Source organism: Streptomyces venezuelae (assembly GCF_008642295.1).
GTDB lineage: Bacteria > Actinomycetota > Actinomycetes > Streptomycetales > Streptomycetaceae > Streptomyces > Streptomyces venezuelae_C.
This window is the reverse complement of record NZ_CP029190.1, coordinates 6685776-6700926: the sequence shown is the minus strand read 5'-3', so window position 1 is coordinate 6700926 and position 15151 is coordinate 6685776. Positions and strand designations below refer to the sequence as shown.

Below are 15151 nucleotides of genomic sequence, written 5' to 3'. Positions count from 1 at the left end.
GGGCGGAACCCGAGGCGGATTCCGCCCAGGGCGGCGTGCTCAGCCCGTCACCACAGGTGCGTCCGCCAGGACCTTCTCGACCACATCGACAGCCGCCGCCGCACCTCCGGCCTCGCGGATCTGCTGACGCAGCTCTGCCACGCGGGCCGCGATCCGGCCGTCACCCGCCACGACCTGCACCGCCTCACGCAGGGCCTGTGCAGTCGCCTGCTCCCGCGGCAGGTACCGCCCTACACCCAGTTCCTCGACCCGGGCGGCGTTGACGCGCTGCTCCGCCATCTGCGGAACCACCACGACGGGCACTCCCAGGGAGAACGCCTCCATCAGGCTGCCCATGCCGCCATGCGTGACGAAGACGGAGGCCGAGGCCAGGACGTCGAGCTGGGGCACGCTCGCATGCACCTCGACGCCTTCCCTCACCTCGCCGAGTCCGGCCGCAGCCACCTCGGCGCCCACGCTCATCACCACATGCCATCCGGAGCCGTCGAAGGCTTCCAGGCAGGCCCGGTAGAAATCCGGACGCCTGTTGAACTGAGAGCCCAACGACACGTAGACCACCGGCTTGTCATCCGCCGGCCTGTTCCAGCTTCCCTGAAAGGACCGGTCGGCGATGGCCGGACCCACCCAATGAGCCGCTCCCGCCCGAACCGTCTCGGGCCGCCGCTGGAACGAGCGGGGGAAGAAGGCGACCGTACGCGGCGGCGCCAGGGTCAGGGCGTGGACCCCGCCCGGAACGCCGAAGTGCGCGAGTTCTCCGGAGAGTTCGGTGAAGCCGGGAATCTGCGAGATGTCCTCGAGGCCGAAAAACTCCTCGACCAGGCCCTCGTACGGGATGTGCGTCGGAGCCAGCTGGACCGCCGGTACCTTCCAGCGAGCCGCCAGCAGCGGCCCCGCCCACGCGTACACGTCGGCCAGTACCAGATCCGGTACATCACCGGCGAACGCCTGCTCCAGTTGCGGGAGCGCCATCACATTCACGCCCACGGCCTGGGTGACCCCCTCGGCCATGTCTTCCGGGGCCTCGCCCGCCGGGGGCACCTCGTAGAGCACGGGCGTGGCTCCCGCCTCTCGGACGCTGTCGGCGAACTCCGCGGTCACCGCGTAGCTCACCCGATGACCGCGGTCGACCAGCTCCCGCACGACGGCGAGCGTGGGCATCACGTGCCCGTGCATCGGTACGTTGAACAGCGCCACGTGGCGCCCGCGTCCTTGACCATCTGTCAGAGCGTCTCGCACGACCATCACCCCATGTGCTCCACTCGGTGACACCTGTGCCACCGGGTATCCGATGTGCCGCCTCCCCAACGCCGCGACCACACCGGCGGACACTGCCCGAGCTGCTCTTTCACCTGGGTGTGCGTCTGCCGGAGCGCAATCTGACGTACGACGACTCCGGCACCTTCCCGGCGAGGCTGCGGGGCGCCCGCTGGACCCGCGACCTCGACCCGAAGGCCAGCCCGCTGCGGCTGTACCGCAACGGCGAGCCGCTCACCGAGGGCACGGTTGGGTCGGCCAGGCCCAGTTCGACCCGCAGCTCGTGGGGTACATCGAGGGCGCGCCGCCGGTCCCGTCGGAGAACCTTACCGGCAAGCCCGAGGGCTACCCCAGCGCCTTGTCCGTGGAGTTCACCGAGGCGGAACAAGCGGTCCACAGCCTGTCCGCCGGCAGGACCACCAGCCGCACCTCGGCCTTCAACTTCTCGGTCAGCGCCGAGAACGACCAGAGCCTCCTCGCGATCAACGCGCCGATGGGCATCGGCTTCGCGCAGCCGGCGGCGAAGTTCTCGTTGAAGGCCACCGGTTCGGCCGCCCTGGAGTTCTCCACCACCTGGAGCGCGGACATCACGGTGGGCCAGGGCCATACCACGGCCCGCGCGTCCCGGCTGGCGCTGACCGGGCACACCGAGGACCCGGCCCGGGTGCTCAACCCCGCCGTCGGCCGCCGGTACGTACCGGCCAACACCGGCATGGCCCTGGTTCAGTCGCAGACCGCCGACGTCTTCGCCCTGCGCCTCGCGCACACCGGCGCCCTGGTCGCCTACCGGATGCTGCCCAACCCGGACATCCCGCTGGACTGGAACATCATCCACTTCCCGATCAACCCCCGCTACACCAAGCAGGGCACCCTGGACGGTGCGGTCGGCTTCGACGACCGCGGCAAGGTCACCGACCCCGACTATCCCGGCGTCACCCGCTACGGCGAGTACAGCTACTTCAAACCCCGTGACGCGTAGGCGCTCAAGCGCCGCATCATCCGGGACCAGCAGCCCCTGCGCGCCTTCTACGGGTCGGTCTCGACGGAGACCAGCACGACATGGGCCACAACGTGGCCCTGGCGCAGGCCAATGCGGTCCTGGGCGGCATGGGCGTGAACCTCCCCCCGTCGAACCCGCAGAGCGGGGCGCCCCGCAGCGCCACCGCCACCGGCTACTCGCACCGGGACCTGGTCAACACCTGTGTGTGGACGGCCCAGGGCGGCTTCTTCGCCGAGTCCACCGAGGCCACCGACGCCGTCAGCCAGACCACCGCCGGCTCCTACACCACGGCGAGAAGTTCGGCGCCGGCGTGGAATTCGGCTTCGGCGGCGGTTTCACGGTCACCCGGGCCAAGGGCAAGGATTCCTCCCGCAGCTTCGGCCTGGCCGTCCAGTGCGCGCCCTCCGGGGACCTGCAGGGCCGCGACGAAAACGACAACTTCGACGACTTCTACAACAAGGTCGTCGACCCGCTCTGCCGGGTCCCCGCGCCGGTCCCGCCGCCCGGCGCGCCGCCCCTGGAGAAGGCGATGCGCGCCGAGAACATCGCCAGCAACTACGAGCTGATCAAGCGCCTCGAACCGTACGTCAAGACGGCCGCCACCAGCGCCTCCGCCCTCGCCACGGCCACCCGTGACGCACTCGCGGCCCAGCTGCCGGAACTCCTGCCCCACTCCGCCGAGATCACCGACTACCTCAGCCGCTACTTCGGCCTGGAGGACTGACCCGCCCGCCCCGGCCCTCCGGCAACCCGGAGGGCCGGGCCCTCACGGGGTCAGGGAACCGGATCCCGGTGGGTATCCGCGGGCACCGTCGTCACGAGGTTCCGGTGGTGATGGCGCGGGTTGTGGCGTTCCAGACGATCCAACCGTGCTGGAAGTTGCTGCGGCGTCCTCCGGGGACGGAGAACTCGTCGCTGGTCGGAAAGCCGAGCCAGCCTGTCTCTGCCCCGAGCTGGACCCATGCTGTGCGGATGTCTCCGCCGACCGACCATGCGCCGGTGGATGGGGACCAATAGATGGAGGTGGCGTTGGAGAAGACGTTGTACCTGCCCGCGCCTCCCGCTGTGGGGAGTTCGTCGGTGAGCGGGTAGCCGGGGCCCCTCTCCCAGCCCATGGCGGCCCACTTGTCGCGGATCGCCCCACCGACGGCATGTGCTCCGGTGCTGGGCGTCCAGTAGATCGCCCAGTTCTTGTTGAACGAGTTGAACCGGCCCACGGTGTCCGGGGTGGCGGTCTCGTCGTTCTCGGGGTAGCCGAGCTTCTCCGGCCCTCCCAGCTCGAGGTATTTGGCGAAGATGTTGCCGAACACCTTGTGGGTGCCGGTGGCCTGGGACCAGTAGACGCCGGCGTAGTTGAAGTAGCCGACCTGGCCCTTGCCGTCCTGGAGGGCGTAGGTGTCGGAGGTGGGGTAGCCGAGGGAGCCGGCCTCCCAGCCACGGGTGGCCCAGAAGGAACGGACGGGCCCGGTGATCATTTTGGCGCCGAGGTCGGGCTTCCAGTAGATCGATCCGGTGTCACCCCTGTCCAGGGGCCGCCGGAAGTGGTTGAACCGCCCGGCGTTGTCCGGGGTGGACGTCTCGTCCGTCGTCGGGTAGCCGAGCCGGGCGAAGCCGCCGGCGTCCCGGTACTTCGCGTAGATGCTGCCGTACATCGAGTGTGCGCCGAACTCGGGGTGCCAGTAGATCGCGGCGCCCCACTGTGCGTGCTGGAAGGTGTTGTAGCGGCCGGACCGGTCCGGGGTGTCGTACTCGTCGGACGTGGGATAGCCCAGGGGGCCCCTCTCCCAGTTCAGTGCGCCCCATTTGTCGCGGATCGAGCCGCCGACCGCCCAGACGCCGGTCTTCGGGCCCCAGACGAGGGTGGTGTGGTTGGCGAAGTCGGCGTACCGCCCCACACCGTCACCCGAGGTCAGTACTCCGGTGAGCGGGGCTCCGAGTCGGGCCGGTCCCATGGCCTTGTACTTGGACAGGATCGGGCCGCACAGGCTGAAGCCGCTGACGGGCTCGCAGTCGGCCCAGCTTCGGGTCTGGGCGACGATCAGCCGGGCGGGGTCGAAGGCGGATCCCCCGGAGCGGTCCCTGCCGGGCAGTTCCATGACGCGGCCCAACGGGTCGGTGCCCCAGAGGTCGGCGTGCCGGGCGCCGGTGGCGGCGTTTTCGAAGTCGCCGTTGCTGCCCAGTCTCGGGTAGGCACTGAGGGACAGTCCGGTCGCGATCCGGGTTTTGGTGGCGGGGTCGCCATAGGCGGAGATGTCGAGGTTGCCGGAGGCGTCCTTGCGGCTGCGGTACTCGTTGACGTCTCCGGTCGCCTCGTCACGCGCCCAGAGCTCGGGCAGCCCGTCACCGTCGGTGTCGCCGGGGGTCATGAGGGTGGTGCCGGCCCAGATCTCGTCTCCGACCAGGACGGGGTCGGCGAGCTCGTCCAGGTACGCACTCTTGGAGCCCTGGAAGAACCACAGCCGGTTTCCGGCACGGATCAGGAAGTCGGCGTAGTCGTAGTCGTCGATGAGGCCGTCGGGACCGGAGAAGGGCTCCTGGCCGGTGTCGTCGTTGACGCTGCCGAGGGAGAGGATCTGGTCGGCGTCGGTCCACACTTTCGCCTCGGGCCGGTACGTGTCCAGGACGCGGCGGCCGGTGTCGGGGTGCTGGAGGGTGCCGTCACCGCGGTTGTTCATGACGTACAGCTCTTTGGCCCCATTGGGGCCGCGCGCGAGGACGGCCAGGTCCTCGTAGCCGTCCTCGCCGAGGTCGCCGCGGTGGGTGATGCCGGCGTCGGTGAAGGTGGCCTGCGATGCGTCGAGGCCGAGGCCGAACTCGCCGTTGCCCTGGCCGGGGTAGAACTTGAGCTGGCCGGTGTCCTTTTCGATGGCCCAGACGTCGGTGTTGCCGTCGCCGTTCAGGTCGCCGGGCTTGTCGCGTTCGGCCGACCGCTTCGCGTACATCAGGTAGGCGGTGGTGTCGGACGGGTTGCCGGCGGCGTCGTGACTGGTGACGTACATGCGCAGGGGACCGGCGTTGAGCGGTTTGTACTGGATGGTCACGGAGCCGCCGGGGTGGGGCGCGGTGACGGAGCGGACGGCGGTGTCGGTGTCGGTGTGCCAGGTGTAGCGCACGACGTCGGAGATGCCGTTGGCACCGAAGGTGAAGTCGCCCGTCGTCCGTGCCGGGCTGACCGGCGGGCTGCCGGTGTCACCGTTGGGGAACTGCGGCGAGGAGACCGTGGGCTTCCTGCTCGGGCGGGTCTTGTCGATGGTGAACAGGCACTGGCCGGACCATGGGGACCAGCTGGTGCCGTCGTACGCAGTGACGTCCCACCGGTAGGTGCCACTGGCCAGGTTCGCGGTGGGGATGCGGGCGGCGGCGACGTTGCCGCGGACGACGGTCTCGCGGATCTCGATCGGCTGGTACACGCCGTCCTTCCAGTAGTGGAAGATCGCGGTGACCTGATTGTCCTCGTTGTCCCAGACCCGGGCGCGCAGGGTTACGTGGTCGGTCAGGCCGAACGTTCCCCCCGTGCACGGGACGGACGGGTCCGTCGAGCGGTCCGCGGGTGTGCCGGGCGGGGTGTTGAAGTTGGTCGAGATGCGGGCGGTGTCGGGGGCGAACTTGCGCCAGGAGACGTCGACGGTGTTGGTGCGGGAGCTCATGCGGAAGCCCCACCCGTGCTGCCAGTGCTCGCGAGCGCCTTTGGCGACGGCCGAGGTGACGTCGAACTCGATCAGCTGGTCACCGGAGGCGGTCGGGCAGTTACGGCCGCCGAACGAGACGTCCGAGGAGGCCACCGACTCGAAGGTGGCGGGCTGGTTGTTCCACGTCGTCTGCGGCGTGGGGATGTTGCTGGTCACGATGTCGACGGCGCCCGACTTGCAGTCCCATGAGCCGGCGTACTTCTGCTGGATCCGCAGAGTGGAGGACAGGATGTGCTTGTCCCACAGGTTGCTCACGTCGATCTTGAAGAAGGTGTTGGCGCAGACCACGGCGTTGCCGTTCTGTGCGTCGCGGGAGCAACCCACACGTGCTTCCTTGCTCAGCGTCCCGCCGTTCCAGTACGCCGTGCTCGCCGAGTTCGGGAACGCGTTGTGCTTGTAGGCGATCGCGTAGGCGTTCTTCCAGTCGTCCCGCCACAGCGGGTCGATGATCACGGGGAAGGTGGTGCCGGGGTCGGTGAGGAGCGCGCGGTCGGTGGTCAGCTCCAGGGTCTCGCCCTTCAGCCGTACGCCGAGGGGGGCCTGCCGGGCGGCCTCGGGGGCGCCTTCGGCGGGGTCGGCCGAGGGCCGCGCCGTTGCAGCCACCGTGTCGGAGTCCGCGGCGGCTGAGGCCTGGCCTGTGACAGGCCTCTTGCTGTCCCACATCTTCGGCGTGGGCGCGGTGAAGACCGTGTGGCCGGCGGGATCGACCGCGGCGAGGGCACCATCCGCACCGGCCTTCACTTTCAGTCCCTTGGCCCTGATCCCGAAGGACAACGTGGACAGCCGCGGATTCCGCGCGGCCTCCCGGGTCTTGACGACCAGGACGTGGGAGAAGGAATCGACATCCGCGATCACCTTGAGGTCCACGCCCGGGAGCACGTCCGCATACGTGGCGGTGTCACCGTCGAGTACCGGCTTGGGCAGTGGTCCGGGCCAGGTGAGGGCGATCTCCCGGCCGTTCTTGGTCAGTCTGGCGAGCGGGGATCCGCCGCCTCCGGAGAGAGCCAATCCCAGGCGGGCGGCCCTGGGGCGTATCGTGCCGTCCTTTCCGGCGACCAGGGTGTCGTCGGCGTCCACGAGCCGGCCGTTCCGGCGGACGTGGACAGGACGCAGAAAGCGGTCTTCGGTGTAGGTGCCGTCCGGGTTGGCGAAGGTCTTCGTGTCCTCGGTGCGCAGCGCCGGGATCTCGATCCGCGTGCCGGTTTCGGCCGCCTGCTGTACGGCCTTTCCGGCGATGGTGTTCTGAGCAGCGGATTCAGCCGAGGTGCTGCTTTTCGGAATGGCTGATTCCTTGGCCTGAGCAGGTAACGAGCTCAGCGTGAGTGAGCATGCGGCAAGCGCGATGACCCCACTCTTCAGCGCCTTTCGTCGAATTTTTCCACTCTCGCCCCAGGAGTGTTTCCAGGGAATTCTCAAGGTGTTCCTTTCCCTCTTCAGCGTCGAGCCCGTCGATACTTGTCGAGACTTCTACCAGGGCAGGCCTTCCCACCGCGACCACCGTCGACGTGTGCGGAGTCCGCCATCGCGGGATTCCAGGGCTTCTGTGCGTTCCCGCGCCTCATTTCCCACCTGCTCCCGATCTGCCCTTTCCCTGACGCCGCAGAGGGTCTTTCGCGACACGAGGCACGCTGTTAGGTTTTGGCGGCCACTCATGATCTCGGGGGGATTTCCGTGGGTAACACCAGGTGGGGATTTTTGCGCGGCGTGAACGAGTCGCAGTTCCGATCTCCGGTTCGCCCGAAGCCCCGACGGGTTGCGATCTCAGTCGCCTGGCTGATGGTGCTGACGGGGCTGACGGTTCCCGCCGCGACCGCCGAGGAGGCCAAGCCGGCGCCGTTGAAGTCCGCGGTGCGGAAGCTCCCTTCGGTGCCGGGAAAGCCGGTCCGGCCGAGGCCGGCTCCCAGCCCGGGCGAGTCGCAGCGCAACGCCTGGCGGGGCGCGCCTCGGGTGGCCTGGCCCGCGGCGGGATCGGGTGAGGCCGAACTCCTTCCCGCAGCCGCGCCCCCTGAGCGATTAGCCGCCTCGGCGGGCAGGCCGGCTCCCGTCCAGGTGGGGAACCTGCCGGTCAGGCTCGCTGCCGAGGCGGGCCCGCCGGGCTCGGCGGCTCTCCGCTCACCCGACGCACCGAAGGCAGCCGATCCGTCCGCGAAGGTTCGGGTACGGGTCGACCTGGCGGATCGTGCCGCCGGTCGGCGGATCGGCATCGACGGCGTCCTGCTCGGCCTGAGGCGGACCGACTCGGTTCCGGGGCCGACGCCCGTGTCCGTCGAACTGGACTACGCGCCGTTCAGGAGCGCGTACGGCGGTGACTGGGCATCGCGGCTGCGGTTCCTGGCGCTGCCCGGCTGCGCGCTCACGACGCCGGACGTACCTGAGTGCCGCAGGACCTCACCCGTCCCGACACACAACGACGCCAGGACCTCGCGACTGACCGCGAAGGTGGACGCCACCAGCGCCGCGGCAGGCGCAACCGCGGCGCCGGGCGGCGGGGTCGTGCTTGCCGCTGTCGCCGCGCCGCAGGGCCCGAAGGGCGACTTCCGGGCCACCACCCTCGCCCCGACCGGGACGTGGCAGGGCGGCGGTCCTGCCGGTGACTTCTCCTGGTCGTACCCGCTGGAGCTCCCGCCCTCGCTGGGCGGCCCGGGGCCGACCCTTGCTCTCGGTTACTCGTCGTCGAGCGTGGACGGGCGCACCTCCGCCTCGCAGGCGCAGGGCTCCTGGGTCGGGGACGGCTGGGACCTGGCCTCCTCGTTCATCGAACGCACCTTCCCGCAGTGCGCGGACGACAAGAAGCCCGGATCGGGCTTCAACAACCCGCCCGATGAGACCGGTGACGTCTGCCAGGGCCCGCCCGTCGTCGCGATGTCCCTCAACGGCAACTCCACCCAGCTCGTCCTGGACGACGCCACGAAGAAGTGGCGCGCCCAGTCCGAGGACGGCTCGACGATCGAACTGCTGCGCGGCGCTTCCAACGGGGACAAGGAGGGCGAGCACTGGGTCGTCACCACCCTGGACGGCGCCCAGTACCACTTCGGCCGCAACCGTCTGCCCGGCTGGGCTGCGGGCAAGCCCGAGACGAAGTCCGTGTGGACCGAGCCCGTCGTCGGCAACCACCCCGGTGAGGACTGCCACACCCAGGCCTTCGCGAACTCGTTCTGCAACCAGGCCTACCGATGGAACCTCGACCTCGTGGTCGACCCGCGCGGCAACGCGATGGCCCACTACTACGAGACGGAGACCAACTCCTACGGCAGCAATGTCCGCACCGACGGCACCTCCACCAACCGCACCTATGTCCGCGGAGGCTGGCTTGCCCGCACCGAATACGGACTGAGGTCGGACAACCTGTACGCGCCCGCGCCTGCGCAGGTGGACTTCACCGTCGCCGAACGCTGCCTGCCCGCCCCGGGGGTGAACTGCTCCCCGGGGGCGCTGACCAAGGACACCGCGAAGAACTGGCCCGACGTGCCGTTCGACCAGAACTGCAACCCGGGTGAGGACTGCAAGGACCGCTACGCGCCGACGTTCTGGTCCCGCAAAAGGCTGGCACAGATCGACACCCGCGTCCGGGTCGGCGGCCAGCTGCGGGACGTGGACACCTGGGTCCTCACCCATGACTTCCCGATGGCCGGCGACGGGTCCGACCGGGCGCTGTGGCTCGGGTCCGTCCAGCGGACCGGCAAGAACGGCACCACGCCGGGGACCTCCATGCCTCCGGTGGTGTTCGTGGGCAAGCAGCTCCCCAACCGCGTCGACAACAACGGCGACGGGTCACCTCCGTACTTCCGGTACCGGGTCGAGGCGATCCACACCGAGACCGGCCAGTCGACCGCCGTCACGTACGCGCCGACCGAGTGCTCCACGGTGAACCCGGTCCGGATGCCGGCCAACCCGGAGTCCAACGGTCTGCGGTGCTTCCCGGCGAAGCTGGAGCTGCGCAACCCGTCGGACCCGGACGCCCCGCCGACGTACAAGCTCGACTGGTTCCACAAGCACCTCGTCACCGTGATCCGGGATGAGGATCGCAACGGGAACTCGCCCGGCAAGACCACGAGCTTCGAGTACGTGGGCGCTCCGGCGTGGGCCTTCGACGACGACAACGAGCTGCTCGCTTCGGAACTGCGGACCTGGAGCCAGTGGCGCGGGTACGAACGGGTGCGGACCCTGGTGGGCGATGCCCGCTACGACGCACCGTCGCTGGTGGAGAACCTCTACTTCCGCGGTATGGACGGCGACAGGCTGCCGGCCGGCACCCGTTCGGTGGAGATCACCGACTCCGAGGGCGGCAAGGTCCGCGACACCGAGGACTTCTCCGGCCAGGTCCGCGAAGTCCTCTACTACGACGGGGTCGGCGGCTCCCTCAATTCGGCCACCGTCTACACCCCATGGCTGGGGGAGGTCACCGCGCAGCGCGCCCGGGACGGGAGCCCGCCCCTCGTGGCCCGCGTGCAGCAGACCACCAGAACCAGCTCTCGCACCGCGCTGTCGGACGGCCGCGGATGGCAGCGCACGGCAACCGAGAACTCCTTCGACAAGTACGGCCTCCAGCAGACCAACAACGACCTCGGCGACCTGGCGACCGCGACGGACGACACCTGCACCCGCATCACGTACACACCCAACCTCGACAAGCACGTGCTGAACCTGGTCGGCCGCACCGAAACCGTCGCGAAGGCGTGTGCAGCGCCCACCAGCCGCCCCGACGACGTGATCAGCGACCAGCTCGGCCACTACGACCCGGTGGGCAACTCCACCGGCGGCGCGGTACTCGACCGGTACGAGAACGGCAGCCCGAAGTACCAGTCCAACGGCTCCGTCACCGTCGACGAGTACGGCCGCCCCAAGGTGACCACCGACATCTACGGTGTCACCACCACCAACAGCTACACCCCCGCCACCGGCGAGATCCCCAGCCGGATCACCTCCGTCAACGGGCTCGGCCACACCACGGCCATCGAGGTCGATCCGGCCCGCGCCGTCCCACTGGCCCAGACCGACACCAACGGCCGCCGGACCGTCATGCGGTACGACCCGCTCGGGCGCATGGTCAAGGTCTGGACGCCCGACCGCGACCCGAACACCGAGAGCCCGGACGCCGAGTTCGCGTATGACGTCCGCACCGACGGCCCCGTCGTGATCACTTCCAGGAAGCTGCTGGAGAACGGCGGATACCGGACCCAGTACGACCTCTACGACGGCATGCTCCGCCTGCGGCAGACTCAGCTGCCCGGGCTCGGCGGCGGTCGCGTCATCACCGACACCTTCTACAACTCCCGCGGCGAGGCCTGGAAGCAGAACGCCGCCTACTTCAACAGCGACTCCGGGCCCGTTCCGGTCCTGTGGGCGCCGTTGGACTCCGCGGTCCCCGCGTCCACCGTCACCGAGTACGACGCACTCGGGCGCAGCACCGCCACGATCACGCGCAAGCACGGCGAAGAGACCTGGCGCTCCACCACCACCCGCGGCGGTGACTGGGAAGCGGTCGACCCACCGCCGGGGACAACGCCGACCAAGGCGTATTTCGACGCCCGCGGCCACCGGACCGAACTGCGGCAGTTCAAGGGCGGCGGGCCCACCGGGGCCTACGACGCGACCCGCTACGAGTACGACCGGCGCGGCCACCTCGCCAAGGTTGTCGACCCGGCGGGTGCGGTCTGGACCTACGAGCACGATCTGCGCGGGCGACGCACGAAGTCGGTCGACCCCGACAGGGGTACGACCACCCAGACCTATGACGCCGGCAGCCGCCTGCTCACGACAACCGACGGACGCGGTAAAACCCTCGCCTTCGCCTACGACGTCCTCGGGCGCCCCACCGCGACCCACGAGGGATCGCTCCAGGGACCGAAGCTGACCGCGCAGACGTACGACACCCTGCCCGGAGCGGTCGGCCTGCCGGTCTCCTCCAGCCGGTTCGTCAACGGTCACGAGTACAAGGTCGAGACCACCGGCTTCGACACGGAATACCGGCCGACCGGCAGCAAGGTCACCATCCCGGCGGCCGAGGGCAAACTCGCCGGCACCTACGCCTACGCCAGCGGCTACAAGCCCAACACGGGCCTCCCGGCCTGGATCCGGCACCCGGCAGCGGGCGGCCTGCCGGTGGAGAACGTCGCCACCGAGTACAACGGCCTCGACCTGCCGTCCAAGATGACCGTCGCCGGCGCGACGTTCGTCGACGACGTCGTCTACGACGCCGTGGGCCGGACCCGGATCACCAAGACCGGCCCGTTCGGCAAGCAGGTGTGGTCCTCCTACGAGTACGACGCCCACACCGGCCGCATCACCTCCGTCGTCAACGACCGCGAGAGCGCCCCTCAGCGCATCAACCGCGTGGACTACCGCTACGACCAGTCCGGCAACATCCTCGGCATCACCGACGCGGAAGGCCCCGACCCCGGTCCGTCCCGCACCGACACCCAGTGCTTCGCCTACGACCACGTCAACCGCCTGACGGACGCGTGGTCGGCGACCGACGACTGCGCCGCCCGGCCCGATGGTGCCGGGCCCGGTACCCGCCCGGCGATCGGCGGCCCGGACCCGTACTGGACCTCGTACACCTACGACATCACCGGCAGCCGCCAGACCGAGGTGCAGCACGACCCGGCCGGCAACACCGCGGCGGACGTGACACGCGCCTACGCCTACCCGACCGGACCCGGCGCGAAGACCCACCAGTTGTCCTCGGTCACCACCACCGGCCCCGGCGGCTCCCGGGTCGAAAACTACGCCTACGACGAGGTCGGCAACACCCGGACCCGCACCACCACGGGCGACACCCAGACCCTCGAATGGGACGCCGAAGGGCACCTGGCCAAATCCACCACGGCCGGCAAGACGACCGAGTTCCTGTATGACGCCGTCGGCTCCCGCCTCATCCGCCGGGACGCGGACGCGACCACTCTCTACCTACCGGGCAACGAACTCAAGCTGACCAAAGCCACCGACAAGGTCACCGGCACCCGCTACTACAGCCACCCCGCCGGACCCACCATGGTCCGCACCAACGAGTTGGGCACGATCCAGACCTCCTACCTGCTCTCGGACCACAACGGCACGGCCAACACCTCCGTCGAAGCCGGCGGCTCCCAGTCCGTCACCCGCCGCAAGTCCACGCCCTTCGGCGGCCCCCGCGGCACCCAGCCCTCCGTCTGGCCCGGAGAGAAGGGCTTCGTCGGCGGCACCATCGACAGATCCACCGGACTCGTCCACCTCGGCGCCCGCGAATACGACCCAGCCATCGGCCGGTTCATCTCCGTCGACCCGATCATGGACAACACCGACCCGCAGCAGATGCAGGCGTACTCCTACGCGGAGAACAGCCCGGTCACGAAGAGCGACCCGACGGGTCTCTGGAGTCAATGCCCTCCGAACGCCGACCGCTGCATGCTCGTCGGCGGCCTCAGAGACTTTCGGCCACCCACCGCGGTGGAGCAGCTCCGGCCCTACTCCCCACCGGCAGCCCCCACCCACCCGCGCCCGGCCCAGGCGGATGTAGACCGCGCCCGCTTCCTGGCCAACCAGAGCAAGCTGGACTATGCGGCCCAGGTGGCCAGGGAAGTCCTCAAGGACATGAGCGGCTACAACGACGTCATGTCGTGCATCGGCGGCAGCGTCGGCTCCTGCGCCATGCTCGCCATCGAAGCGGCCATGTTCTTCGCCGGCAAGGCGAAGAAGATCCTCAAGGCCTTGAAGAAGGTCCAAAAGGCCCTGGACAAATGGAGCGGGGAGGTTTCCTGGGCCCGTGGCATCGTCCGCCAGGCCGACGAAGCAGCCGCTGCCGACGCCAAGTACCTCGAGGACCTGGCCGCCTACAACAAGAAATACGACGAAGACCTCGCAGCCGCGAGAAAGGCCGACGAGGACGCAGCCGCAGCAGCAGCCAAGCAACAAGACGAGGCCGCGGCAGCAGCCAAGAAGGAAGCGGACGCCGGCGGCAACGCCGACGGCGGCTCATGCCCGGTCGGCAACAGCTTCGCCCCCGACACGGAGATCCTCCTCGCAGACGGAACCACCAAGCCCATCCAGGACATCAAGCTCGGAGACCAGGTTCTCGCCACCGACCCGGAAACCGGCACCACCGCGCCCGAACCCGCAGTCGGCCTCATAGTCGGCGAGGGCTACAAGAACCTCGTAACCCTCACCGTGGACACCGACCCCGACCCCGAATCCACCCGCACCGACACCATCACCGCCACCGACGGCCACCCCTTCTGGGTCGAAAACCTCCGCGAGTGGATCCCCGCCAAAGCCCTCACCCCCGGCACCTGGCTCCGCACCTCAGCAGGCACCTACGTCCAACTCACCGCCACCAAAAGCTGGACCGAACCCCACCGCGTCCACAACCTCACCGTCGCAGACGTCCACACGTACTATGTGCTGGCGGGGGCCACGCCGGTACTCGTTCATAATTGCGGCGGAGCGCTACTTGATAGAGCCCGTGAGCTTTATGCAACGCGGGCAGATGAGGCGTCGACAGTTGCAGTTGCCCGAGTTCAGAACGTGAATACGAACAGAGTCGAAACATGGGTCGCAACTGAACGTACCGGTCTCCCCGATGAATGGAAGGGAGGCAATGCACCCCTCCGTGGCGAGCGTTATATCCCAGGGCAAGGACATGCCGAGGCTACGATCATGAATCGCTTGGGGAGTGACTGGAAGATCGTAGGGATGGCTTCGTCGACTAGGATGTGCCCTGCGTGCTTCGCGCAAGCGACAGGTCCAGGAGTGGGCCTCACACCGAGCCCGATCGGCAAGGGCACCGGAGTGTCGAGCACTGGAAACACGCCATGGCGAGTTGTTCTAGGGGGTGGCGGCTGATGGACTTGTGGAGCCTGACCGGAGGGCTGTCTCTCGCCAGGATGCGGCCCATCCTTGAGGTTGCCGGGGCCTCACGCCTGGCAGAGATCGATGACATCGTTGCTGGGTGCAGCGCTCCAGCAGTTCCTGGAGATGCAGAGAAGATCGCCTTGCTGAGGAGCTGGCGAAGCGAGATCGGCGCCCTGGAGGACTCGTCTGCCCCGTCCTATTTTCAATCGACAGCTGCTGGAGTAGCGATCCTGGTGGCGTCGCAAGAGTTGCCTTCAGGCGATCGCGAATGGCGGATCAGATCCGGCGTGGGGAACTTCTGGGATTCCTGCGATGATCTGTTGCAGGCCGGCGGCGGATACTCAAGGGCTGAGTTTCGGGGAATCAAGACGACTCTGCG

At 68.8% G+C, this 15151-nt stretch carries 5 protein-coding genes; 3 read left to right on the top strand and 2 right to left on the bottom strand.

Going from position 1 to position 15151, the window contains the following annotated elements; all coding sequences use genetic code 11:
• Positions 1-39 precede the first annotated feature (39 nt).
• Entirely contained in the window at positions 40-1194 is a 1155-nt protein-coding gene (locus tag DEJ50_RS29945) for a macrolide family glycosyltransferase (RefSeq protein WP_411757650.1), read from the bottom strand.
• Between the two features lie 343 nt (positions 1195-1537).
• On the opposite strand from DEJ50_RS29945, the gene DEJ50_RS29940 reads away from it, so the two are divergent.
• Positions 1538-2233 carry a hypothetical protein gene (locus DEJ50_RS29940; RefSeq protein ID WP_150211187.1) on the top strand — a complete coding sequence of 232 codons (696 nt, stop codon included), beginning with the start codon at positions 1538-1540 and terminating at the stop codon, positions 2231-2233.
• Between the two features lie 331 nt (positions 2234-2564).
• On the top strand, positions 2565-2978 hold the full coding sequence (locus DEJ50_RS29935; protein WP_150211186.1) for a hypothetical protein: 414 nt from the start codon (positions 2565-2567) through the stop codon (positions 2976-2978).
• Positions 2979-3069: 91 nt separating this feature from the next.
• On the opposite strand, the gene DEJ50_RS29930 is transcribed toward DEJ50_RS29935, so the two are convergent.
• Positions 3070-7359, bottom strand: coding sequence for a hypothetical protein (locus DEJ50_RS29930; protein ID WP_150211185.1), 4290 nt, complete (start codon positions 7357-7359; stop codon positions 3070-3072).
• A 360-nt stretch (positions 7360-7719) separates the two neighbouring features.
• On the opposite strand from DEJ50_RS29930, the gene DEJ50_RS29925 reads away from it, so the two are divergent.
• A complete protein-coding gene (locus tag DEJ50_RS29925) occupies positions 7720-14763 on the top strand; it encodes a polymorphic toxin-type HINT domain-containing protein (protein WP_150211184.1) in 7044 nt (2347 codons plus the stop codon).
• Positions 14764-15151: the final 388 nt, after the last annotated feature.

Coding starts and splice junctions, on each gene's coding strand:
- DEJ50_RS29925 (WP_150211184.1), top strand. CDS start 7,720: ATGGTGCTGACGGGGCTGACGGTTCCCGCCGCGACCGCCGAGGAGGCC.